This is a genomic window from Actinoplanes sp. NPDC051388 (assembly GCF_055586225.1).
The window spans coordinates 1-21,936 of the sequence record NZ_JBVJIP010000035.1 but is presented as its reverse complement, the minus strand read 5'-3'; the positions used below and the strand labels follow the sequence as shown (position 1 = coordinate 21,936).

The 21,936-nt window shown below is 66.9% G+C and carries 21 protein-coding genes and 1 pseudogene; 13 read left to right on the top strand and 9 right to left on the bottom strand.

Annotated elements, in window-relative coordinates; translation table 11 throughout:
• Nucleotides 1-399: 399 nt before the first annotated feature.
• Nucleotides 400-822 (bottom strand): RidA family protein, encoded by a 423-nt coding sequence (locus ACZ6TI_RS47260; protein ID WP_465351874.1) that lies wholly within the window; start codon nt 820-822, stop codon nt 400-402.
• Nucleotides 819-2,069, bottom strand: a complete 1,251-nt coding sequence (locus ACZ6TI_RS47255) for an FAD-dependent monooxygenase (RefSeq protein WP_465351873.1) — start codon at nt 2,067-2,069, stop codon at nt 819-821. The genes ACZ6TI_RS47260 and ACZ6TI_RS47255 overlap by 4 nt, the downstream gene beginning before the upstream one ends.
• A gap of 51 nt (nt 2,070-2,120) precedes the next feature.
• Between ACZ6TI_RS47255 and ACZ6TI_RS47250 the strand changes: the two genes are divergently transcribed.
• Nucleotides 2,121-2,687, top strand: coding sequence for a TetR/AcrR family transcriptional regulator C-terminal domain-containing protein (locus tag ACZ6TI_RS47250; RefSeq protein ID WP_465351872.1), 567 nt, complete (start codon nt 2,121-2,123; stop codon nt 2,685-2,687).
• A 445-nt stretch (nt 2,688-3,132) separates the two neighbouring features.
• Here ACZ6TI_RS47250 and ACZ6TI_RS47245 read toward each other — a convergent pair whose 3' ends face one another.
• Nucleotides 3,133-3,699 (bottom strand): TetR/AcrR family transcriptional regulator, encoded by a 567-nt coding sequence (locus tag ACZ6TI_RS47245; protein WP_465351871.1) that lies wholly within the window; start codon nt 3,697-3,699, stop codon nt 3,133-3,135.
• On the opposite strand from ACZ6TI_RS47245, the gene ACZ6TI_RS47240 reads away from it, so the two are divergent.
• The 3 genes from ACZ6TI_RS47240 (at nt 3,648) to ACZ6TI_RS47230 (ending at nt 5,823) form a co-directional block, all read left to right on the top strand.
• On the top strand, nt 3,648-3,965 hold the full coding sequence (locus ACZ6TI_RS47240) for a Gfo/Idh/MocA family oxidoreductase (RefSeq protein ID WP_465351912.1): 318 nt from the start codon (nt 3,648-3,650) through the stop codon (nt 3,963-3,965). The genes ACZ6TI_RS47245 and ACZ6TI_RS47240 overlap by 52 nt on opposite strands.
• 196 nt (nt 3,966-4,161) lie before the next feature.
• A complete protein-coding gene (locus ACZ6TI_RS47235; protein WP_465351870.1) occupies nt 4,162-4,905 on the top strand; it encodes an SDR family oxidoreductase in 744 nt (247 codons plus the stop codon).
• A 27-nt stretch (nt 4,906-4,932) separates the two neighbouring features.
• On the top strand, nt 4,933-5,823 hold the full coding sequence (locus ACZ6TI_RS47230; RefSeq protein WP_465351869.1) for an SDR family oxidoreductase: 891 nt from the start codon (nt 4,933-4,935) through the stop codon (nt 5,821-5,823).
• A gap of 76 nt (nt 5,824-5,899) precedes the next feature.
• Here ACZ6TI_RS47230 and ACZ6TI_RS47225 read toward each other — a convergent pair whose 3' ends face one another.
• Both ACZ6TI_RS47225 and ACZ6TI_RS47220 read right to left on the bottom strand, forming a co-directional pair.
• Nucleotides 5,900-7,309: a sensor histidine kinase gene (locus ACZ6TI_RS47225; protein WP_465351868.1), complete on the bottom strand. Its 1,410-nt coding sequence runs from the start codon at nt 7,307-7,309 to the stop codon at nt 5,900-5,902.
• Nucleotides 7,310-7,332: 23 nt separating this feature from the next.
• Nucleotides 7,333-8,034, bottom strand: coding sequence for a response regulator transcription factor (locus ACZ6TI_RS47220; RefSeq protein ID WP_465351911.1), 702 nt, complete (start codon nt 8,032-8,034; stop codon nt 7,333-7,335).
• A 187-nt stretch (nt 8,035-8,221) separates the two neighbouring features.
• On the opposite strand from ACZ6TI_RS47220, the gene ACZ6TI_RS47215 reads away from it, so the two are divergent.
• Both ACZ6TI_RS47215 and ACZ6TI_RS47210 read left to right on the top strand, forming a co-directional pair.
• Complete coding sequence (locus ACZ6TI_RS47215) at nt 8,222-8,890, top strand: DUF3159 domain-containing protein (RefSeq protein WP_465351867.1); 669 nt, start codon at nt 8,222-8,224, stop codon at nt 8,888-8,890.
• Nucleotides 8,887-10,086 carry a cytochrome P450 gene (locus tag ACZ6TI_RS47210; RefSeq protein WP_465351866.1) on the top strand — a complete coding sequence of 400 codons (1,200 nt, stop codon included), beginning with the start codon at nt 8,887-8,889 and terminating at the stop codon, nt 10,084-10,086. Before ACZ6TI_RS47215 ends, ACZ6TI_RS47210 begins: the two co-directional genes overlap by 4 nt.
• A 283-nt stretch (nt 10,087-10,369) precedes the next feature.
• Here the strand turns inward: ACZ6TI_RS47210 and ACZ6TI_RS47205 are convergent, their stop codons facing one another.
• Together ACZ6TI_RS47205 and ACZ6TI_RS47200 are read right to left on the bottom strand one after the other, a co-directional pair.
• Nucleotides 10,370-11,557 (bottom strand): NAD(P)/FAD-dependent oxidoreductase, encoded by a 1,188-nt coding sequence (locus ACZ6TI_RS47205; RefSeq protein ID WP_465351865.1) that lies wholly within the window; start codon nt 11,555-11,557, stop codon nt 10,370-10,372.
• On the bottom strand, nt 11,554-11,751 hold the full coding sequence (locus ACZ6TI_RS47200) for a ferredoxin (RefSeq protein ID WP_465351864.1): 198 nt from the start codon (nt 11,749-11,751) through the stop codon (nt 11,554-11,556). The genes ACZ6TI_RS47205 and ACZ6TI_RS47200 overlap by 4 nt, the downstream gene beginning before the upstream one ends.
• Before the next feature lie 682 nt (nt 11,752-12,433).
• On the opposite strand from ACZ6TI_RS47200, the gene ACZ6TI_RS47195 reads away from it, so the two are divergent.
• From ACZ6TI_RS47195 to ACZ6TI_RS47165, 7 genes and pseudogenes are all read left to right on the top strand, one after another.
• Nucleotides 12,434-14,698, top strand: coding sequence for an MMPL family transporter (locus tag ACZ6TI_RS47195; protein WP_465351863.1), 2,265 nt, complete (start codon nt 12,434-12,436; stop codon nt 14,696-14,698).
• 425 nt (nt 14,699-15,123) lie between these two features.
• The gene (locus tag ACZ6TI_RS47190) at nt 15,124-15,663 is read left to right on the top strand and encodes an LmeA family phospholipid-binding protein (RefSeq protein ID WP_465351862.1); all 540 of its coding nucleotides are present in this window, start codon (nt 15,124-15,126) and stop codon (nt 15,661-15,663) included.
• A 286-nt stretch (nt 15,664-15,949) separates the two neighbouring features.
• Nucleotides 15,950-16,786 (top strand): helix-turn-helix domain-containing protein, encoded by an 837-nt coding sequence (locus tag ACZ6TI_RS47185; RefSeq protein WP_465351861.1) that lies wholly within the window; start codon nt 15,950-15,952, stop codon nt 16,784-16,786.
• 233 nt (nt 16,787-17,019) lie between these two features.
• Nucleotides 17,020-17,274 carry a hypothetical protein gene (locus ACZ6TI_RS47180; RefSeq protein WP_465351860.1) on the top strand — a complete coding sequence of 85 codons (255 nt, stop codon included), beginning with the start codon at nt 17,020-17,022 and terminating at the stop codon, nt 17,272-17,274.
• A 61-nt stretch (nt 17,275-17,335) separates the two neighbouring features.
• Nucleotides 17,336-18,190 (top strand): annotated as a pseudogene (locus ACZ6TI_RS47175) (ISL3 family transposase); the annotation flags it as partial.
• Between the two features lie 7 nt (nt 18,191-18,197).
• Entirely contained in the window at nt 18,198-18,638 is a 441-nt protein-coding gene (locus ACZ6TI_RS47170) for a family 43 glycosylhydrolase (RefSeq protein WP_465351859.1), read from the top strand.
• A 32-nt stretch (nt 18,639-18,670) separates the two neighbouring features.
• Nucleotides 18,671-19,717 carry a family 43 glycosylhydrolase gene (locus ACZ6TI_RS47165; protein WP_465351858.1) on the top strand — a complete coding sequence of 349 codons (1,047 nt, stop codon included), beginning with the start codon at nt 18,671-18,673 and terminating at the stop codon, nt 19,715-19,717.
• Nucleotides 19,718-19,943: 226 nt separating this feature from the next.
• Here ACZ6TI_RS47165 and ACZ6TI_RS47160 read toward each other — a convergent pair whose 3' ends face one another.
• Both ACZ6TI_RS47160 and ACZ6TI_RS47155 read right to left on the bottom strand, forming a co-directional pair.
• Nucleotides 19,944-20,990: a LacI family DNA-binding transcriptional regulator gene (locus tag ACZ6TI_RS47160; RefSeq protein ID WP_465351857.1), complete on the bottom strand. Its 1,047-nt coding sequence runs from the start codon at nt 20,988-20,990 to the stop codon at nt 19,944-19,946.
• A gap of 49 nt (nt 20,991-21,039) precedes the next feature.
• Nucleotides 21,040-21,876, bottom strand: a complete 837-nt coding sequence (locus ACZ6TI_RS47155) for a glycoside hydrolase family 3 protein (RefSeq protein WP_465351856.1) — start codon at nt 21,874-21,876, stop codon at nt 21,040-21,042.
• Nucleotides 21,877-21,936: the final 60 nt, after the last annotated feature.

The window sequence follows — 21,936 nt, the reverse complement described above, 5'->3', positions numbered from 1 at the left end:
TATGTCTGCGTCGCCCCAGACCTTTGAGGCGGTGGCCAGGCCGAGTAGTCCGGCCGAAGCCCCGTCATAGTTAATGCTTGTCACAGGCCTAGGCCACTTTCCTAACTGGCGGCCCAGTGCCCACTACGGCGTTCGATGTGGCTGGTGCCGCGGTGGTGTAGTTGGCGTCCGAAAAAGATCATGCCGGGGCAGCGACGTGTCGCCGGCGCTGCCCCGGACGACATTGTAAGCCACGGCACGACATGATCATCCATTGTGGGCGCACGAGACAACGAGCCCTTGGCGGCTGGTGGCCGGGTGCTGTGCGACAGTCGCCCGCCAGCCGGTGCGCCGAAACCCACCACGGCAGGTCCAGGACCCGTGTCGCCTTACCGCCACGGACCGCTGCCTGTTGGCGCGTCACCCCGCACTGGTCGCGGCCACCTGCCGCGGCGATGCGACCGCGGCGACGACCTCTACCTCAATGAGATATCCCGGCTGGAACAGCGCCGGAACTGGGATGAGGGTGCTCGCGAGGGCCGGCCCGCGGCGCAAGGCGCTGAAGATCGCCGGCACCAGTTCGGGCCGGTAGTCGACGACGTAGATGGCCTCTTTGCCGATGTCGTGCCAGGTGGCGTTTGCCGTCGCCAGCACGGCGGTGATGTTGTCCGCGATCTTCGCCGCCTGGGCCGCGTGGTCGCCGGGGCCGGTCAGATTGCCGTTGGCGTCCCAAGCGACCTGGCCGGAGAGGTGCACGAGGATACGTCCGGCGCTGCTGACGGCGTGGCTGATCAGGTCCGGCATGGCGAAGACGCCCGCGGTGTTGAGACGTTGGATGCTCATGCGAGGTGCCCGTCCGGCCGGACGAGTCCTGCTTCGGTTTCGACGTGCTCTCCGGTGCGGAGTCTCTCGAATAGTCTGCTGCCGTCCGGGAATTTCAGGTCGGGGACGCGTTCGCCGGTCGCGTACGTGACGGAGAGCCCGGACAGCCGCTCGGCCAGTTCCCGGGACAGGTCCGGGACGGCGGCGATCAGCTCGCTCAGTACCCCGCGCAGTGCTTGGCCTTCGCGCGAGTAGGCGGTGATCAGCGCCGTCTGAGCTCGGGTGTGCTCAAGCAGCTCCGCCCCGACCGGGTGCCGCTCCTGATGGTAGGTGTCGAGCAAAGTCTCGTTCGCGCGGCCGGTGACGACCGCAGCGAGTTTCCAGCCGAGGTTGTGCGCGTCCTGGATGCCGACGTTCATGCCGACGCCTCCGGTCGGGAAGTGGATGTGGGCGGCGTCTCCGGCAAGCAGCACGCTGCCTTTGCGGTAGGTCGCCGCTTGCCGGGTTGCGTTGCCGAAGCGGGACAGCCACACCGGGTCGCGCATGGCGAAGTCCGTGCCCGAGATCCGCTGGACGGTCATGCGCAGTTCGTCGAAGGTGAGTTCGCCGGGCCATCCGGGCTGATTGTTGCCGGGGTCGCCGCCAACGAGCCGGTGGATCCCGCCGTTCAGCGGCACGATCATCAGGCCGCCGTGGATGCCGGCGATGTTGGCGAAGCCGTGCTCGGGCGGGGCGTCGAGTACCACATCGCCGAGCCAGCCCCATGTCGTGGCGTCAGTGCCCGGAAAGGGTATTTCCGCGGCCTCACGGACGGTGCTGCGGACGCCGTCACAGCCGACCACGTAACGGGCCTCGACGAGGCTGCCGTCTGTCAGCTCGACACCGGCGCCCGTCAGCCCGACGACTTCGCAGCCGCGGCGGATGGTCGCGCCCATTGCCGTCGCGCGATCTTCTAGCAGTTCTTCGGTACGAGCCTGAAGAAGCGCCAGTGTGAAGGGGTATGGCGTGTCCAGGACTGAGAAATCCATCCGCTCCGGCAGGCCGCCGAAGTGACCGTTCGGGATGCGTAGCGCCTCATTCAGGAACGCCTCGACGACGCCACGACAGTCCAGAATCTCGAGGGTACGGGGATGGATCGTCAAAGCTTTCGATTTCGGGTCGCGTTCCTGGCGGGCCTCCAGCACGGTGACGGATGCTCCGCCCAACCGCAGCTCAGCGGCCAGCCAGAGGCCGGTGGGCCCGGCGCCGACGATGGCGACATCGTACATTGCAGCTCCTTGGTCACTGACCAACAATGGGGAAGAGAGTACCCTAGGTCAGTGACCAACAGTCAAGAGGACGTGGTTCGCGCCGCGCTGGAGATCCTCGACGAACGTGGCGTGGCTGCGGTCTCAATGCGAACGATCGCGGAGCGGCTCGGCGTACGGATGAACACCGTTCTCTGGCACGCCAAGAGTAAAGCCCGGCTGATGGAGCTGATGGCCGACGCCATCGTCGCCGAGGCTTCTCTCGACGGCCTGCCGGCTGCATGGCGCGAGCGCGCGGCCGAGCTCACCCGCCGCTACCGGGCAGCCCTGCTCGCCCACCGCGAAGGCGCGAAAGTCGTCACCGGCACCTACGCGGCCGAACCGGCCACCTTGGACTTCGCCGAAGCACTGATCACGGCAATCCTCGACGGAGGCCTACCGGAACAACAGGCGGCCTGGACCTGCTGGAGCCTGATCTACTTCACCCTCGGCCTCACCCAGGAAGAGCAAGCAATGCCTGAGCGGTTCACCGGCCTGGACATCGGCCAGCGCCCCGCACTCCAGCGCGTGACGTCGACAGTGATCGAAGACTCCTTCGAGGAACGCTTCGAGTTCGGCGTCGCAAAACTCCTCCACTAGCCAGGGATCTCGACACCGCCCTCCACCGAGGTATTCTCGCTGCGGCCCACGGCTACCGGATGACCGTCGGTCTGCTCACGAACCCTTGACGACATCCACCATCTGCCCACGGGCACGTACGAGACCCGGGCCGCTCTCGCCCTCCGCGGTGGGTCGTTTCGCCGACAAGCGCCACTTCGCCGCATCGGCAGTCCTCGTGCAGCACCCCCAGGGCGATTTGCTGAGACGGTCGGCGAGCAACTCGATGCCAGCGGATACGAACGCCGCAAGCTGCTCGGCTTGGCCGACGCGATATGGAGCGCGCATGATCGACGCGGGCGTCGGGGTTGAGCGGCAGTACGCCGCCGAGGACCCCGACGGGAAGGCCCTCCGCCACGTGTCAAAGGGTCACGAAGTCTCCAGTACGGATTCGAGAACCGCCCGTACAAGGTAAGCCGGCCGCCGATCAACGCTTTGGCTTCAGCCCGCCATGAAGAATGTTGATGCCGAGCGCGACCAGGCCCGGCACCTCGCGATCGGTGAGCCGGCGACGTAGCCCGATACGGGTCACCGCGAGCGCTCCCATGGCTGCCGTCACCCGCAGAACGCGGTCGAGGCTCGAACGAGGCGTCAATGCAAACGCCTGCGCGACAGCCCGCCGGGTCGGATAGAGCGCCTCGTCGGTCTCATCCTGGATCGACGCGCTCAGAATGTCATTGAGCAGCAGCGCGAAGAATCCGGGTCGGCGCATGGCGAGCTCGGCCAAGGCCGCGACCGCCGCCCGGTCCCGCTCCGCCCCCCGCAATTTCGCGACACCGTCGGCGACGGCCTGCACCTCCGAGGCGCATCGCTGGAGCACAGCGGCCCGCAGCGCGTCTTTGGACGGGAAACGATGCAGAAGCCCCGTCTTGGAGTAACCCACGGCATCGGCGATCCGCTGTACCGACGTTTCTTTTACGCCGTGCTGAGCGAAGAGAGCCGCTGCGGCATCGACTATCTCATCGTCGATCTGTTGTTTGGTGGGACGGGGCACCCGACCACTATAGTGGCGCCGTCGATTCGACGCCGGGACAGCGCGCCATCGGGCGTGCTGTCGCCGGATACATCAACGACGAGGCGCGATCCTTTCACCGCACCTTCGATCGGCACGTCGACGCAGTCCTGCGCGCATTACGCGCCGGCGCGCCGCCCCCGGTGTCCGCGGCGGCCGGCCACCGGGCGCTGCTTCTTGCACATCGCTGCATCGAGTCGTTCCGCACCGGGCGGCGCATCAGCGTCAGTCCTACCGACAACTCCTGATAACCGACCGCGCACGGCTTACCCCGAGGCTCTGCCGGTCTGCTTGCCCACCCATGCTCGGAGTCGGCCCGAATGGCCCCGCCGCTACGAGTCTCCATCAAGTTCCGCAATCCGGGGCTCACAACAAGCAACCCCGGGGCTGTCCGCCCCGGTCGGCTGGGCATGTATGGGGTATCACCGATAGGAAGGAGCTGTCATGTCTGACAGCAGCACGCGACGACGGGTTGCCGTTGTCACCGGCGGATCAGGTGGCATCGGCCGCGCCGTCGCCGAGCGGCTCGCCGCGGACGGCATGCGGATCGTCGTGCACTACGCCGGCAACGCGCAGCACGCCGACGAGGTGGTCAAGACCATCATCGACCAGGGCGGCTCCGCGGTCGCGGCGCGGGCCGACGTCGCCGACGCCGGCCAGGTGCTGGCGCTGTTCGACGAGACCGAGCAGCACTTCGGCGGCGTCGACGTAGTGATCAACAGCGCCGGGATCATGCCGCTGAAGCCGCTGGCCGAGCTGGATCTCGATGAGTTCGACCTGGTCACCCGGACGAACTTGCGCGGCGCCTTCGTGGTCAGCCAGCAGGCAGCCCGCCGGCTGCGGCGCGGCGGCGCGCTGATCAACTTCTCGTCCACCGTGGTCGGCCTCGCGCTGCCCACCTATGCCGCGTATGCCGCCGCGAAGGCTGGGGTCGAGACGATGACCCGGATCCTCGCCAAGGAGATGCGCGGCCGCGACGTGACCGTCAACGCGGTGGCGCCGGGACCGACGGCCACTCCCCTGTTCCTCAACGGGAAGGACGAGGAGGCGATCGGCCGGTTCGCCGCGATGGCGCCGCTGGAACGGCTGGGAAGGCCGGAGGACATCGCCGAGGTCGTCGCGTTCCTGGCCGGACCGGCGCGCTGGATCAACGGGCAAGTACTCCGGGCCAACGGCGGCGTCATCTGACGGCCCGCTGCGAACGAGGAGGAAGACATGAGCAAGACCGCCATCGTTACCGGCGCGTCCAGCGGTTTCGGCGCGATGACCGTGCGCGCCCTCGCCGGGGCCGGACACCGGGTCTACGCCGGCATGCGGGACACCGACGGCCGCAACGCGCAGGCCGCCGCCGAGCTCGACGACCACGCCAGGAATCACGGGGTGCAGGCGCGGGCCGTCGAGATGGATGTCGCCGACCAGGGCTCCGTCGACGCGGCCGTCGAGCAGGTCATCGCCGAGGCCGGGCGCATCGACATCGTGGTACACAACGCGGGACACATGACTCTCGGGCCCGTCGAGGCCTTCACGGTAGAGCAGATCGCGAGCATTTACGACACCAACGTACTGTCCACTCAGCGGGTCAACCGGGCGGTGCTGCCGCACCTGCGCCGGCAGCGCGACGGGCTGCTGGTGTGGGTCGGCTCCACCAGCGCCCGGGGTGGTACGCCGCCGTACCTCGGTCCGTACTTCGCGGCGAAGGCAGCCGAGGACTCGCTGGCGGTGAGCATCGCCGCCGAGGTGGCCCGCTTCGGCATCGACACCACCATCGTCGTGCCCGGCTCCTTCACCACGGGGACCAACCATTACGCGCACGCCGGCCGTCCCGGCGATGAGGCGGTCGTCAAGGAGTACGACCAGCTCTACGACGGTGTGATGGACGATCTGCTCGGGCGGCAGGCCGCGATGACGCCGGCGGACGCCGACCCGGCGGAAGTGGCGCGGCAGATCGCCTGGGTGGCCGGCCTGTCGAAGGGCGAGCGCCCGTTCCGGGTGTACATCGACCCCGCCCAGGACGGCGCCGAAGAGGTCTTCCGCGTCGGCGATCGCATCCGCCGCGACTTCTATCGCTCCGTCGGTTACGAGGACCTGCTCAAGCCTGCCGTCTGATCCAAGGCGGCGCTCCGTTAGCGCGGCCGCGCGTCCCCGCCACCACGGCGAGGGTTGCGGCCGCGGCGGCGCCCGTTCACGATTGGTGCGAGGGAATGCACACGGTAAACGTGGTGCCCTTACCCACCCTGGTTTCGAGGGCATAGGTTCCGTGGTGCGCCTCGACGATCGACCGGACGATGCTCAGCCCCAGCCCGACACCGGCATTGGCTCTCTGCCGGGAGACGTCGCCACGAAAGAAGCGCTCGAAGACCTTGCTGGCGAGGTCGGGCGGCATACCGGGCCCGGTGTCCGACACGGTGACCATGACCTGGTCGTCTCGGTGCGACTCTACTGTCAGAGTCACGGGCGTTCCCGCCGGCGTATGCTCCGCCGCGTTGTGCACGAGGTTGCGCAGCACGCGCAGCAGACGATCCTCATCACCCTCAACGGTCGGCTCGCCGATAACGGTCAGGGTGATGTTTCGATCGGGGGCGAGCGTGCGGGCATCAGCGACTACCGACGTAGCCAGCTCGGCAAGATCGACATGGGTGAGTATCAACGGATACCCCTGGTCCAGACGGGCCAGCAATAGCAGTTCCTCAACCATCCGCTGCATCCGCGTTGCCTCGTCCTCGATACGGCTCATCGCTCGTTGCAGGAGCGCGGGATCCCGCGTGAGGCCGTGCAGGTGCAGTTGCGCCCAGCCTCGAATCGTGGCGAGCGGCGTTCGCAAGTCGTGCGAGGCGTCGGCGACGAATCGACGCAGCCGCTCCTCCGATCGTTGTCGTGCATCGAACGCGCGATTGAGCGCCCTGGCGACCTCGTTGAGTTCCGTATGGTTCCGGCCGGCCTCGATACGCGTGTCGAGACGACCCTGTGCAATGGCCGTAGCGGTCGCAGCCACGTCCCGCAGCGGCCGCATTCCCACACGCAGCACCCCACGGCTGAGCCAGCCGATGGCTGTGAGCGCGGCTGCCGCGGCCACGGCGTCCGCAACCACGAGCCCCGTCAGGACTCGCTCGGACGGACCTAGGTACTCAGCGACCACGACCTGCTTGAACGGCTCAGCGGCGGTGTTGCCGAGCGCCATCCGTGCGTTCGTTCCCACGGTGAAGGCGAGAATCCGGTACCGCTGGGCCGGGGAGTCGCCCCCGCCGACACTTGTCGTCTGCTCGGCGAACCCGGGCGGTACCGGCGACGGAATCCGGGGCGGATCGACCGGCGCGCCGTTGGGTTCACGGGCCGCCACGGAACGAATGACGTTGCCGTCCGCGCCCAGCAAAGCAACGTACGTGCCACGGGATGGCAGGAACGCGAAGCTGTCCTGTGTCAGCGGATCCGTCTGCGTGGCAACACGCTCGATCATCTCGTCACGGAAGGCCTCAAGATCGGCGTCCGCGACGGCGACGAGGTACACCCGTAAGACGATCAACGACGCCGTGCTCACGACAGCCATGCCCAATGCCGCCAGCAGGATCACACCGACCATGAGCCGGGCACGCAAGGAGCCTCTCCACCCGCCGATCATCAATGATCGTCCTGCAGGCGCAGGGCGTAGCCGAATCCACGCACCGTGTGAATCAGGTACGGCGGCTCCCGATCCACTTTGGACCGAAGCCTTGAGACCAACTTCTCCACAGCCGAGTGATGAAACGGCGCTCGCCACACGTCCTCGACGATCTGATCCTTCGACACCACCAGCTCGCTGTTGACAAGCAGGTACCGCAGAAGCCGGTACTCCGCGGGTGCCAGGGTTATCAGTCGGTCCTTTCGGCGTACCCGCATGGTGCGTTCATCCAGCTCGAGATCGGCGAAACGCCGTACCGGATCCGGCACCGGGTTCTTGCCGGCCCGGCGCAGCAGAGCGTGGACGCGTGCCAGCAGCTCGGGAACACTGAACGGCTTGGTCAGATAGTCGTCGGCACCGACCTGCAGCCCCGTGACCCTGTCCTCAACGGCATCGCGTGCGGTGAGCATGAGTATGGGTGCTCGCCCGCCGCCACCGACGAGTTGCCGGCAGACGGTGAAGCCGTCCACGTCAGGAAGCATGACGTCCAGCACCACCAGGTCTGGTGGCTGGGACGCATGTGCATGCATCGCCTGTGCGCCGGAATTGGCCATCTCTACGGTGTATCCGGCGAGCCTGAGCGCCATGTCGAGCAGCTCCGCCATGCGCAGGTCATCCTCAACAGCCAGGATCCGTTGGCCCGTGCCGCGTGGCAGTGGCATACCGCTGGCAGACACCTTCTCTTGCACCCTGACCACAGTACTGCGCAGACCCGGCCGAATCGACAGATGTCAGGCAATGGTCAGGTTCGGGACCGCGGCTGGTCAGCGGACTCGGATTTCCTTGGACCTGCATCACGGACGTGGGCGGTTTCCGCACACGCACAAGCCATCCACCTAGGAGGCAACCATGAGTCCAGGACCACCGAGCACCGACGTCCACGCCGACGGCGTCCTCACCCGTCCGGGCGCGAAACTCTGGGCCGCGTTGGCCGAGATATCGCCGATCATAGGTTTCACCCTGACGTTCGCCTTGACCCATCATGTGGCCGCCGCCCTGATACTCGCCGTGACCCTAGGTACCGTCGTGTTCGCCGTTCAGCTGCTGCGGCGTGCCTCGCCATGGCGGGCGCTCGGTGCGCTGGGCATCGTTGGTGTGGGCGGCTTGCTGGCAATCCGCAGCGGCGAGGCCGTGGACTTCTTCCTGCCGAATCTGCTGATCCACAGCGCGATCGGGCTGACCAGCATCGCTTTGCTGGTCGCGGGATGGCCGGTGATGGGTCTGGTCGCGGGATTCCTCCACGGTGAAGGAACTCGCTGGCGCCGCTGCGCAGCGCGCCGTCGCGCCTTCACCCAGGGCAGCTACGTCCTGCTGATCTCCCCGGTGTTGACGACGTCCATGGCGTTACCGCTCTACCTCGCGAACGAACCTGTGGCGCTCGGATCGGTCGACGCCATCGGGCCCTTCCTGTTCGGAGCCGTGGTCCTGGTGGCGTGGCGGGTTTACCGCCGAGCCCTCGGCACCCACCGTTGCAGCGATCACCTGGTCGCCGCAGTTAACGAAGGAGTGAACAGATGACTCAGTCACAACCCCTGCCAGAGGCGCAGCCCACCCACCGGCGATGCCCCTTCGATCCGCCGGAGGAATACCGGCAGCTGCGCGAGCGGGCGCCCGTGGCCGAGATGGCCCTGACCGACGGCCTGCCCGGCGTCGTCGTGAGTAGCTTCGACGAGGTACGGACAGTTCTCTCCGATCCCCGGTTCAGCGCGCGCCACCGACGACTTCGTGACGACCAGGTAGCGACCGACCAAGCTTCGCTGCCGACGTTCCTGCCAGGGATGTTCGTCATGTTGGACGCTCCGGAGCACACCCGGTTCCGGCGGCTGCTCACCGGCAAGTTCACCGTGCGCCGCATGCAGCAGCTCACGCCGATGGTGCAACGTTTCGTGACGAGCCAACTGGACGAGATGGCTGAGCACGGCGGACCGGTTGACCTGGTGCAAGCGTTCGCGCTACCGGTACCTTCGCTGATGATCTGTGAGTTGCTCGGTGTGCCCTACGCCGACCGCACCGATTTCCAAACCAACTCGACGGCCTTCGTAGACATGAACATGCCCGTTGAACAGTTCCAGCGTTCGCGACGAGCCATGTATCAGTACATTCATGGCCTCGTACTCGCCAAACGCGCGAATCCGACCGATGACCTGCTCAGTGACCTGGTGACCTCGGGGGAACTGACAGACGCGGAACTCACCGGGGTCGGTATGCTCCTGCTGATCGCAGGACACGAGACGACGGCCAACATGATCGCCCTGGGCACGTTCTGCCTGCTCTCCCACCCGGATCAGCTCGCCCTCCTGCGCGCCGAGCCCGGCCTGATCGACAACGCCGTCGAAGAGTTGCTGCGTCACCTGACGATCATCCAGCATGGCCTGCGCCGCACCGCGCTCGAGGACGTGGACATCGCCGGCACGACGATCAAGGCCGGCTCGACGGTAGCGGCGGTGCTCGCGTCGGGCAACCGCGACCCACGAGCCATCCAGGGTGACCCCGACACCCTCGACATCCGACGGCCACGTGGGCCACATCTCGCCTTCGGTCACGGCATCCATCAGTGCCTCGGACAGCAGTTGGCTCGCATCGAGCTCAAGATCGCCCTGGGTGAGCTGATCAGACGGTTTCCAGGCCTGCGGCTGGCAGTCGCTGCCGACGAGATCCCGCTCAAGGGCAACACGGTGGCGTACGGGCCCTATGAGTTGCCAGTGACTTGGTGAACAAGCGCAGCCAGTCGCGTGGACGGCGCTCGCGCCTCGGACAGATGACCGTCCGAGCGGCAAGAGCGGCACGGGCAAGCCGATCGCCGTGTTGGATCGCCGCATCGTTCAGCTGATCGCACCACACGAACGAACAATTGACCCGCTGCAATGACACCGATGCTGCAATCAGCGGGATGACGTCACGCGCACGTCAACGCGGTCGATTCCGCGAGGCTCGGCGGGGGCCACCATTTGATCACGAATCAAAGGTGGCCTGCCGCCGGGCCGTGCAGGACCACATTCAGTGAATCTGTGGCTGCGCATGCCGGAGACCAACGGCGTCGGCCCATGTGGCACGTGCTGCTATCGCCTGCCGCCACGACGCGACCGCCTTAGGCGGCATACCAACCGCCAATGCCCCGACCAGACGATCGCCCCTGCCATAGGCGGCCAGAAAACGTCGCCGCTTCACGTCGCCCTCGACAATTCTGACGGTCTCATGGCCGCGCAGATGGCCGTACGCTCGAATCCTCATGTCGTACTGGTCAGACCAGAAATACGGCACAGGGGCGAACGGCTGCCGCGCCTCCGAGGGCAGCAGATTACGCGCCGCCGCCATGCCCTGCTCGGCCGCGTTGGTACGGTGCTCGATCCGCATCTGCACGCCGAACAACGGATTGAACCAGCGAGCCACGTCTCCTGCACCGTAGATGTCAGGGGCAGCTGCGCAGTACTGGTCACACAGCACACCATCGGTCACGTCCAACCCGCTGTCTTGAAGCCACTCGGTGTTGGGCATCGAACCAATGGCCACCAGCACTTCGTCTGCGGCGATCGACTCTCCGTCGGACAGAAGCACACCGTCCGCAGCGACAGCGGACACCGCAACGCCCGTGCGCACAAGAACGCCGTGGCGATCGTGTGCCTGAGACAGCACACGGCCAACCTGTTCGCCTACCGCATGGGCCATCGGTACCGCAGCAGGCTCGAGCATCACCACCTCACAGCCCATGCCGCGCGCCACGGATGCCACCTCGCTGCCGAGGAAGCCGGCGCCGACCACAACAAGGCGGCATCCTCGCCGGAGGCGCTGGCGCAACGCCAGGGCGTCGCCGACGGTGCGCAGCACGTGAGCACCCTGGCCAGGTAAGCGGCGTGGGCGCACTCCAGTGGCGACAATCAGACCGTCATAGGTGATCCGCTCGCCGGTGTCCAGCGCGACCACACGTCCCGCCATGTCCAGGCTCGTAGCCGCCACCCCAAGCCGAAGATCAAGGCCGAGGGCCTGCAACTGCTGATGCGTACGCAGGGACAGCCGATGGACCTCCCACTCGGACGCAAGAATCTGCTTGGACAGCGGGGGCCGGTCATAGGGAGCATCCGGCTCGTCACCGATGAGGGCGAGCGAACCTGTGTATCCGTCGGAGCGCAGCGCCTCGGCTGCGGCAATACCGGCTGCCGACGCGCCGACGACGACGATCCGGTTCACCGCTGCACCAGGCGGATCGCTGCGGCGGGGCAGACAGCAGCCGCCTCGCGAACCTCGTGGTAGCGATCAGGCCCCGGCATCGCGTCGAGCACGACGGCGACGCCGTCCTCATCACGTTGATCGAAGACCGCCGGGGCCGACACCACGCATTGACCCGCTCCCACACACTTCTGTTCGTCCAGCTCCACGTGCATCGTCATCTCCTTCACGCGTTTACCCTCAGCGACAATGGCCGGTAGGATCGCTGCATTTCCAGGTCGCACCGCTCGACGAGCATCGACAAACAACGGGGACACACCCATTCGCGATCACCATCGAGTAACCGTCCGGCGCCGCGCAGATCCGGAAACGGCAAAGCGACTCGACCATGGACATGAAAACAGTTGTGCCTGACATCTCCCGGACAGCGGTATGACATCGAGCTGACCGAACATGTTGTAGCCGACGGCGGTGCATCGACCCGGCCGGCCCAGCCCGGTTCGGTCACTGCCCTCGGATGCCAGCATCGAGGCGACGCCTCCCTCCCGCCGAAGGCTTCGGAAGTTCACCACGCCCGCCGGCCCTCACCGGCGATGCAGCAGCGGCTGGCGTCACGGCACCACCGCTGCGCCGTAGCCAGCCGCCGGCCCTGCTGCGCCGCGCAAAGGCCTTCCAGCATTCTGCCAGCTGGAATCGGCGCCCTGAGGGACCAGTTTGGTCCGGTCCAGACTATAGTGGTCGCATCCTGTCGTGCGCAGCCAGCCTTCGATGAGGCGAGCGCCGTCGGCGCGCAGAGGCCGACGGCCACGAACACCCCGTCCTGCGGGGTGCGCCAGCTGGGCAGCACACCACGAACCCGGCCGCGAACAGGCCATCAGAGCTGAAAGGGCCGTTCCCATGGCTCACGTCTTATATCGCCTCGGACTCAAGTCCGCCCGCCATCCGAGCATCATCCTCGTTCTTTGGCTGGCGGCCTTGATTGCGGCGGGCACCGGTGCCGCCACGCTGTCCGGCTCCACCGTCAGCGGTCTCGAGATTCCCGGGCAGGAGTCAACAGCCGGGCTTCAGGTCATGGAAGACAAATTCGGTGCCACCGCCGGAGGGGCCACAGCACAAGTCGTGATGGAGGCCCCGGGTCGAGCTGACATCACCGGCGGCTCCCCGGCTCAGCAGGTCAGCGCCCTCGTGGAGGATCTCCGCCGCCTACCGGGGGTCGCGTCGGCCAGCGATCCGCTGTCGCGGCCGACACCGGCTGTGGCCGCCGACAAACGCGTCGCGCTCAGCACCGTCGTATACACGAGCGCCGCCGGCCACATCACCAACGAGCAACGCGACGCGCTTACCGCCGCAATCGATGACGCTCGTTCGGCAGGTCTGACCGTAGAAGTCCGCGGCGACGCGATGCAGGAAGTGGCAACACCCGGCGGCCCGGCGGAGATCATCGGCATCGCCGTCGCCCTGCTGACTCTCGCGGTGACCTACGGTTCGTTGGTCACTGCCGGAATGAACTTGCTGACCGCCGGTCTGGGCGTCGGCATCGGAGCGCTGGGCATCACCACCGTCACCGGGTTCATCGACCTGCAATCCACCACTCCCGTCTTGGCGGTCATGCTGGGACTGGCGGTGGGCATCGACTACGCACTGTTCATCGTCAGTCGCTTCCGCCAGGAGCTGCGGGCGGGCAGCACCGTCGAGAACGCCGCAGCGACGGCCGTGGGGACCGCCGGCTCGGCTGTGGTCACCGCCGGGCTCACAGTCGTCATCGCCCTGGCTGGCCTCGCGGTAGCAGGCATACCGTTTCTGACGCAGATGGGTCTGGCGGCCGCCGGCACCGTCGTTGTCGCTGTGCTCGTGGCCATAACGCTCGTACCGGCGATGCTCAAGCTTCTGGGCAATCGGACTCTGGGCCGAAGCGGTCGTCAAAGGCCGGCGGCCGACCCCGAGGTTCCCTCCGCCAGGGCCCACCGCGCGGGATTCTTCCGCCGCTGGGCGACGTCCATGATCAGGCGACCCCTCCTCAGCCTCGTGACGACAGTCGTAGCGCTCGCCATCATCGCCATCCCGGTCCTGTCGATGAGGACGTCGCTGATCCAGCGGCCGGCCACCGACAGCACTCAGGCACGCGCTGAGCAGATCATCGGCAGAAGCTTCGGTGAAGGTCTCACCGGTCCTCTCGTGGTGGTGGCGAGCGGCACCGATTTAGCGGTGAAAGCGGCCACGGTGCAACAGACCACCGCCGGCTTTCCGGGCGTGGCACGCAGCACGCCCCCGCAGTACAACGAGGAGAGGTCGGCCGCCCGAGTCACGGTCATCCCGACGTCGGCCGCTGACAGCGAGGCGACGGAAGAGTTGGTGCAACGATTGCGCACCGAGTTTGCACGGCGAGGACTCGAGGACGTCTACGTCACCGGCTCCACGGCCATCAACATCGACGTGGCGGACCAGCTCAGCAGCGCCCTGCCAGTGTATCTGCTGGTCGTCGTCGGGCTCGCCCTCGTCCTGCTCGTTCTGGTGTTCCGGTCACTGCTCGTTCCGGTCACTGCCGCGCTGGGTTTCTTGCTGACGATCGGCGCATCCCTCGGCGCAACAACCGCAGTCTTCCAGTGGGGCTGGCTGGCCGAGATCACCCATATCGACCCCGGTGGCCCCTTGATGAGCCTCGCGCCGATCATCATCGTCGGAATCCTTTTCGGTTTGGCGATGGACTACCAGATCTTTCTGGTCTCCCGGATCCACGAGGCTCACACCGCCGGAGAACCGCCGCGCGACGCCATCGTGACCGGATTCCTGCGAGCCGCGCCCGTCGTCGTCGCCGCGGCGACCATCATGTTGGCAGTTTTCGCCGGCTTCATACCCGAGGGTGACTCGACGCTGAGAACGATCGCCTTCGCGCTCGCCGTCGGGATCCTCTTCGACGCCTTCGCCATCCGCATGGTCGCGATCCCTGCCGCGTTGGCACTGCTGGACAAGGCCGCGTGGTGGCTTCCACGCTGGTTGCGCTGGCTTCCCACCCTCGACGTCGAGGGGCACCACCTGCACCAGCCGACAGAACTCGTGACGACCGACTCATCTCCTGAGGTGCAGAGCGGCCTCGACGTGCAGCTCGCGTCGGAGCACCTCAGGGAGGCCCCTCAGCCTGAGAAGCTCCGTATCGTCCCGTAGATCCGGCTCCGGGCCGCCGGAAGAGACCGGCCCGCGACGGCCGTGGGTCGCTGGTTGCCGACGCGCCTCACCCCGAGCCGCACCTCGCACCGAATACTCCCTCGAACCCAACGGAGGCAAGGGACACCATGGGCAGCAAGAGTCCGCCAGGCGGGAGGTCTCGGAACCGGTCTGCGCGCCGGCCGTGGCTGCAAGTGCAGCAGCGCGCCAGGGCGACGAAGAGACGGCGACGGCGGACACTCATCGCTGCTGTCGCGGCCGGGCTTCTCCTGGTTCCCGTTCTATCCGACTGGGCCGTTCGTAGCTACATCGAGCACCGGATCTCGACCGCGATCGAGGGCTTCGCCAGCGGCGACGTCGAGGTCGAGATGGGATCCTTCTCGGCGTTGTCGGACGGTCTGCAACGATCGATATCTGACCTTTGAGTGCGGGCGGCCGACGCCACCGTGTGTCGTTTCAGCGGTATCCGGGCCGAGGCGTCGTTCGGCGACCTAGAGCACAGGCCCGGCCAGATCCAGGTCGGGCACGCCGACGCCCACATCACCATCGGCACCGCCAGCTTGACTGCCGCGGTCTCCGGACTGGCCGGCGACGGCGGAGGCGCTGGCGTGTTGGCGACGATGGCATCGTCGATGAGCGTAGAAGTCGACCCGACGACGCAGGAGCTGATCGTCCGGCTAGGCGATCTCGCACAGATCAGACTCTCCGCCATCCGAGACGCAGACATCATTCGACTTGACGTGAACGACGCGACGGCCATGGGGAGGCCGCTGCCGCCGGACATGATCGACCGCTTCCTACCCGCGGATCGCCGTCAGCTAAGTCTCTCGAAACTGCCGGTCGGACTTTCGCTGACGTCCGTGCAAGTAGTCGAGGGTGGCGTCACCGCCGCCTTGCACGCCGAGGACGCCACCTTCGGCATGGGCAAGAATTCCCCGGCGTCAATGGCCGATACGGCGTGCTGACGGGCCGACGACCGCGCCCCGCAGGGCAACCGCTGCCGGTCAATTCCCGCTCCGGGCCGAGCCGCGCTCGCTCATCGTCGCGCCTGCGAGACCGACCGCGTCACAGCCAGCTGAACAACGTGGGCCGGGAAACACGCCCTCCGCCTCCACGCCTGGAGCAGAACCTCACCCCGAGCGTCGTCTCTCAGCGTGTCTTCGACCTCGGCGGGGAACTGCGCCCCTGGACCACCAGCGCAGTCACCTGGACAATGCTCACTGCGGGCACCCGCTCACACGAGATGAAATCATGAGTTCTGAAATCGAAGGTCTTCCGTCACGGCTTCTCAACTCCAGTGCGCCGTTGGGCTGGCGAACGGTCACGGCGGAAAGGTATCTCGACCCGCAGCAGGCGGAGCCCTTCCAGACGTCGTCGCCGAAGCTTCTGGTCGTGCTGGTCACCAGCGGCAGGTACCAGATCGAGAGCCATCAGGGGCGCACCTGGCGACGCGCAACGTACCGACCAGGATCAATCGGGCTCACCGCGCCCGGCAACCCGTGCGAGCTGCGATGGCTCAGTACATCTCCCGCGCCGATGGAATCGCTCCACCTGCATCTCGATCCGAGCGCTGCCCACGGCGCAGTCTTTCCTGACTCACTTTCGCTGCACGACCAGTTTGTCACGGCGGCCGCGCGCGCCTTGTTCAGGGCGCTGCACACAGAGGCACCATCGCTGTACGCGGATGCGATCGCCCAAGCACTGATCACGCACCTAGCTCACCAGAACATGCACACAGCGTCACGGTCACGCCGCAACAGGGCCGGTGCACCCTTGAGCGACCGCGAAGTGGCTCGCGTGGCGGAATACATGCGGACACATCTGAGCGAGGACATATCCATAAATGATCTAGCCGCAGCCGCCAACGTCAGCAAATTCCATTTCATTCGGATCTTCGCGCTGACAACGGGCCTCACGCCCTACCGCTACTTGCGGCGCTTGCGACTGCACACCGCGGCAGAGCTGCTCAAGACGACGAGAAAAGGAGTCACGCAAGTCGCACAAGCATGCGGGTACCGCAGTGCCAGCCAGTTCGCGAGCGCATTTCGGAGCGAATACGGCGTACGCCCTAGCGAGTTCCGACCGTAAGCCCTCGACTCGTCTCGCCTCTTCCTCATGCTCGGGCCCGCCGCGCCGGCAACCTGGCGGGAACGGCGTCGGATGACCGTGGAGCGCGGCATGATCGCCGTCGGTGTCGCAGCGAGCCGTCTGCGGTGGGATCGGGGATTGTTCGGAGCCTGCCGCGGGATCGGCCGCGGCCACCGCCACTACGGTGAACAGCTTCGTTACCACAGCGAATCGCCGACGCCGGAGGGACTCCGATGTACCGCATCGCCGACGTTTCCGTCGTCGACCCCAGAGACGGCTCGATCACCACACACCAAGACATCCGCATCGACGGCGACCGCATTGCCGCGGTCAGCGCGACCACCGGTCCGGACAAGGATCCGACGATCATCGACTTTCGCGGCCGTTACGTCGTGCCCGGGTTCGTCGACATGCACGCGCACCCGCTGAATCTCGCCGACCCCAGGCACGAGCTGGGCCTCATGCTCGCGTTCGGCATGGGTCCGTAACGCGAACGGCTCTGTCGCACTTTCGGTGGTAACGGAAAGTGATCGGCTTCGTTGAAGCTGCATGAGTGACGTCGATGAGCTGGTGCGCACTGTGTTCTCGGGTCTTTCTCCGCTGGTGATTGAGGATGTCGCTGACCAGTGCGAACGGATTCTGATCCGAGCGCGGACGCCGGAAGGGGCGGCGGCGTGCCCGGGCTGCGAGGCGCTAACGGAGCGGGTGCACGGCTATCACGAACGAGTGGTTGCCGATGTTCCTGTTGATGCCCGCCGGGTCGTGGTGCAGGTTCGGGTGCGACGCTTGGTCTGCCCGACCCGCGGCTGCAGGCAGACCTTCCGGGAACAGATCCCCGGTTTGCTGGAACGCTATCAACGCCGGACATCGCGGCTGGCTACTCAGATCGGCGCCGTGGTCAAGGAGTTAGCCGGCCGTGCGGGCGCCCGCCTGCTGTCGACACTGACGGTCGTGGTCTCCCGGCATACCGCTCTGCGGATCCTGCTCGGCCTTCCGCCGCCGAAGCGGCCAACGCTTCGGGTGCTGGGAGCGGACGACTTCGCCCTGCGTCGCAGCAGGCAGTACGCGACGATTCTGATCGACGCCGAGACACATCAACGCGTCGATGTCCTGCTCGACCGTAAAGCTGACACGCTGGAAACCTGGCTGCGCAACCATCCCGGCGTCCAGATCGTCTGCCGGGACTCCTCGGCCACCTACGCCGAAGCGATCCGCCGGGCCCTGCCTGCCGCGGTCCAGGTCGCCGACCGCTGGCACCTGTGGCACAACCTCGCCGAGGCCGTCGGCAAAGAGGTCGCCGCGCACAGCGTCTGCTGGGCCAAAGCCGGCCCGCCGCCACGCGAAGGGCCCCGGGCCGAGACGACCCGCGAACGCTGGCAACAGATACACACGCTACAGAGCCGGCTCACTCATGGCTGACGTGCCGATCATCGCTGGCTTCTACCCCGACCCGTCCATCTGTCGAGCGGGTGACAGTTACTTCATCGCCAACTCCAGTTTCGAGTACGCCCCCGGGGTGCCGATCTGGCGCAGCGATGATCTTCTGGAATGGCACCAGGTGGGTAACGTGCTCACTCGTTCCAGCCACATGGCAGTCGCTTCGGGGGCGGCCAGCAGCGGTATCTACGCGCCCACTCTGCGCCACCACGATGGGCGTTTCTGGCTCGTCACCACCAACATCGACGAGATACAGAGAGGTCACCTGATCGTCTCGGCCGACGATGCGGCCGGCCCGTGGACCGACCCGGTCTACACTGCCGGGGCCATCGGCATCGATCCCGACCTGTGCTGGGACGAGGACGGGGTCTGCCACCTGACCTGGGCGTCGTTCCATCCCCAATTGCCCGGATAGCCACCGTACCGATCGATCCGACCACAGGTGTGATGCAGGGCAAGCCCCGTCTCCTCTGGGCGGGTACCGGCCTCGCGGTGCCCGAGGGGCCGCACCTGTATCGGATTGACGGCTCGTGGTACCTGCTTCTCGCCGAGGGAGGCACCGAGCGCGGCCACGCCGTGACGATCGCGCGATGCCGGAGCCTCGAGGGTGAGTGGGAGGAGGCTCCCGACAACCCGATACTCTCCCACCGGAGCCTTGCCGTTCCCGTGCAGAACACGGGGCACGCCGACCTTGTTCAACTCGCGGACGACTCCTGGGCGATGGTGTACCTGGGCGTGCGGCCACGCGGCAGGACGCCCGGATTCCACACGAACGGTCGAGAAACCTTCCTTGCCGGCGTGGACTGGGCCGACGGCTGGCCCGTAGTCGTCGAAGACCGCTTCCAGCTGGCCGAGGTCGACCACTCCTTCACCGACACCTTCCCGGCGGGGGCATTGCACCCTCGCTGGGTGTCACCCGGCGCCAGCCCTCAGCGGCTGCTCTCTTGGAAGGCCGGCCGACTCCAGATCGCTCGTGCTCAGAGCGACCCCTCGCCGGCGATACTCGCCTGCCGCGTGACGGACCTGGAGTGGAGCGCTAGCGTGACCTCGCAGACCGCCGCAACGGCGCGCTTCGCCGTGCGAGTGGACGAGGCACACTGGTATGCCCTCACCGTTCATGCCGACCGCGTCGAAGCTACCGTCCGAATCGGTCCCGCCACGACGACCCTCGGGCATGTGTCTCGCGATCCCGGTTCTCCCCTTGTGTTGCGGTTGCGCGCGCGAACCCCACGAGGCGATATGTTCCGGCCGGCAGATCAGCCGGACCTCATCGCTATGGCGATCGTCCAGCCGGACGGTACCGAACGGCAGCTGGGGGAGATCGACGGGCGATACCTGTCCACCGAAGTCGCCGGCGGTTTTACTGGACGCGTCCTGGCCTTGGAAGCGCTCGACAGCGCGATTGTCGTGGAGTCCTTCGTGTACCAAACTCAGGTATCAGCTGTGACCGCGGCCCCCTCAGCAGACGAAATCGCGGCGATGTTGAGCTCCTAATGACGGCTACGCGTGAATAGAGCAGCGGTAGCGGGTGTTCGAGCGGTGACTCACGATTGAGCTTGTTGTCTAACCTCCGCCTTTGCGGCCAGCGGAGATTCCTGGGCACCGATGCGGTGATCGCTGACAAAGATACGGCCTTGGACTAAGCCGGTCCGCCTTGCGTGCATCCGGCTCCGCCTTGGTCGCGGCCCACCTCCAGCCAAAACCCGAACCGGGTACAGATTCACGGGCATCCGCAGCTGCGGCCGCGGACGAGTTCCACCGGAAATTCGCGCGCCGACGGGCCGGCGGCTGGGTTCTGAAGTTGCTCGATGAGTAGTTCCACCGCGGCGTTGCCCAGCTCTTGCATCGGTTGACGCACCGTGGTGAGCGTCGGCGAGGATACAAGCCCCGCGGCGATGCCGTCGAATCCGGTGACCAGGACGTCCTTTGGCACGTCGAGCCCGCGGGCCCGCAGCGCGTCGATGACATCGAGTGCGGCCGGATCGTTGCGGCATAGAAGCACGTCGGGACGATCCGGGCCGTCGAGGATCGACTCGGCGAGCCGGTCGGGATCCTCGGCCAACGGTGCGGCGGGGCAGGGCAGGCCGTGGGCCGTCAACGCACGGCAGAGCCCGTCGAATCGGGACACGTATTCAGGGGAGTCGGCTGCTCCGACGAACGCGACCCGCCGGATGTGATGGATGTCGAGGAGGTGGTCGATGAGTTGCCGCATGCCGTCGGCGTTATCGACGGTTACCTTGTTGACGTCCTCCAGGCTGCCCGTCGTCTCGGAGACCACGACGACGGGGAGCCGTGACGCGATGCGGGCGAGCGCTTGCTCGGTCATCGTGTGGGGAAGCACGACGAGTCCATCGACGCGCCCGGCGATGTCGAGGATCATGTTCTCGCTGTCGGCGTCGTTGCCGCTGGCGACTAGGAGCATGTAGCCGTGCCGCCAGGCGCTGCGTTCGAGGCCGTGCTGCACCTCGTCGACGTAGCGCGGGAACAGCCGCAGGCCCCGGTTGGCATCGGGAATGGGGCCAGGGCCGGCGAGGTCGTCGGCAAGCAGGTTGAACGAAACCAGTCCCAGCACATTCGTCCGCCCGGCGGCTAGGCCCCGCGCGCTGGCGCTCGGGACATAGCCCAGCGCTCGCGCGGCGGCTCGCACGGCCTCTCGGGTCGACTGCTTCACGCGCTGTGGTTGCCGGAACGTGAAAGAGACGGTCGCGGTGGATACGCCGGCCGCCCGTGCCACGTCGTAGACCGTGGGCGGCTTGGGGTGAAGCATTACCCTCCTCTCCGATTTCTGCGACGAGGGCCCCGGGCACCGTTGCCGGTCAGCGCATCGTCACCGCGCCGGCCTCCTGGACTGTATCCGCCGCCGACCCCACGAACACGCGGAACAAGCCGGGCTCGGTGCGCCAACCGTCGTCCCAATGCTGGAATGCCCGCTCCGGAAGATTGATCACCACAGCCTGGACGGTCTTCGGCGCCAGCTGTACCGGCGCGAATCCGGCGAGCCACAGCAGGGGACGCCGCACCGCCGAGTCGGGACGGGACAGGTAGACCTGCACCACATGCTTTCCGGCCCGGTCGCCGCGGTTGGTCACCGTGACCCGGACCCGCAGCTCCCCATGGTCCACATCGTTCTCAATGCCGGTGACCGCGGTCTCGAACCGGGTGTAGCCAAGCCCGTGCCCAAAGCTGTACGCGGGTGCCTTGCCGGCACGCAGCCAGGCGCGGTACCCGATGTCGATCCCTTCCCGGTAGATCAGCTCACCGTTCTCCGGCGAGGTGGACAGGACGGGGACGTCCGCTTCGGCGGTGGGCCAGGTGGTCGGCAGCCGGCCGCCGGGTTCCCGGGCCCCGGTGATGATGTCGGCGAGCGCGGTACCGAACTCTTGACCCGGGAACCAGGCAACCAGGATCGCGGTCACCTCGGCGGCCCACGGCATCAGAATCGGGCTGCCGGCGTTGACGACGACGATCGTGCGGGGGTTCACGGCGGCGACCGCGTGCACCAGCTCGTCCTGGCGGCCGGGCAGGGCGAGAGCGTGGCGGTCCGACCCCTCGCTCTCGTCCCGGACGGTGGTGCCGACCAGGAGTACCGGGGGGGGGGGGGCGGGAGGGAGGGGGGGGGGGGGGGGGGGACGAGCGGGTCGGCGCGTCGGCACTCGCCCACTGTTACACACACACCACCCCCCCCCACCGCGCCGCCCCCATCCCGTCCGGCG

What these genes read in the sequence shown, in the direction of transcription:
- ACZ6TI_RS47165 (WP_465351858.1), top strand. Translation starts at nt 18,671, where the DNA reads ATGCAGGGCAAGCCCCGTCTCCTCTGGGCGGGTACCGGCCTCGCGGTG.
- ACZ6TI_RS47220 (WP_465351911.1), bottom strand. Translation starts at nt 8,034, where the DNA reads ATGCCACTGCCACGCGGCACGGGCCAACGGATCCTGGCTGTTGAGGAT.
- ACZ6TI_RS47230 (WP_465351869.1), top strand. Translation starts at nt 4,933, where the DNA reads ATGAGCAAGACCGCCATCGTTACCGGCGCGTCCAGCGGTTTCGGCGCG.
- ACZ6TI_RS47210 (WP_465351866.1), top strand. Translation starts at nt 8,887, where the DNA reads ATGACTCAGTCACAACCCCTGCCAGAGGCGCAGCCCACCCACCGGCGA.
- ACZ6TI_RS47215 (WP_465351867.1), top strand. Translation starts at nt 8,222, where the DNA reads ATGAGTCCAGGACCACCGAGCACCGACGTCCACGCCGACGGCGTCCTC.
- ACZ6TI_RS47170 (WP_465351859.1), top strand. Translation starts at nt 18,198, where the DNA reads ATGGCTGACGTGCCGATCATCGCTGGCTTCTACCCCGACCCGTCCATC.
- ACZ6TI_RS47200 (WP_465351864.1), bottom strand. Translation starts at nt 11,751, where the DNA reads ATGCACGTGGAGCTGGACGAACAGAAGTGTGTGGGAGCGGGTCAATGC.
- ACZ6TI_RS47160 (WP_465351857.1), bottom strand. Translation starts at nt 20,990, where the DNA reads ATGCTTCACCCCAAGCCGCCCACGGTCTACGACGTGGCACGGGCGGCC.
- ACZ6TI_RS47235 (WP_465351870.1), top strand. Translation starts at nt 4,162, where the DNA reads ATGTCTGACAGCAGCACGCGACGACGGGTTGCCGTTGTCACCGGCGGA.
- ACZ6TI_RS47260 (WP_465351874.1), bottom strand. Translation starts at nt 822, where the DNA reads ATGAGCATCCAACGTCTCAACACCGCGGGCGTCTTCGCCATGCCGGAC.
- ACZ6TI_RS47255 (WP_465351873.1), bottom strand. Translation starts at nt 2,069, where the DNA reads ATGTACGATGTCGCCATCGTCGGCGCCGGGCCCACCGGCCTCTGGCTG.
- ACZ6TI_RS47180 (WP_465351860.1), top strand. Translation starts at nt 17,020, where the DNA reads ATGTACCGCATCGCCGACGTTTCCGTCGTCGACCCCAGAGACGGCTCG.
- ACZ6TI_RS47195 (WP_465351863.1), top strand. Translation starts at nt 12,434, where the DNA reads ATGGCTCACGTCTTATATCGCCTCGGACTCAAGTCCGCCCGCCATCCG.
- ACZ6TI_RS47185 (WP_465351861.1), top strand. Translation starts at nt 15,950, where the DNA reads ATGAGTTCTGAAATCGAAGGTCTTCCGTCACGGCTTCTCAACTCCAGT.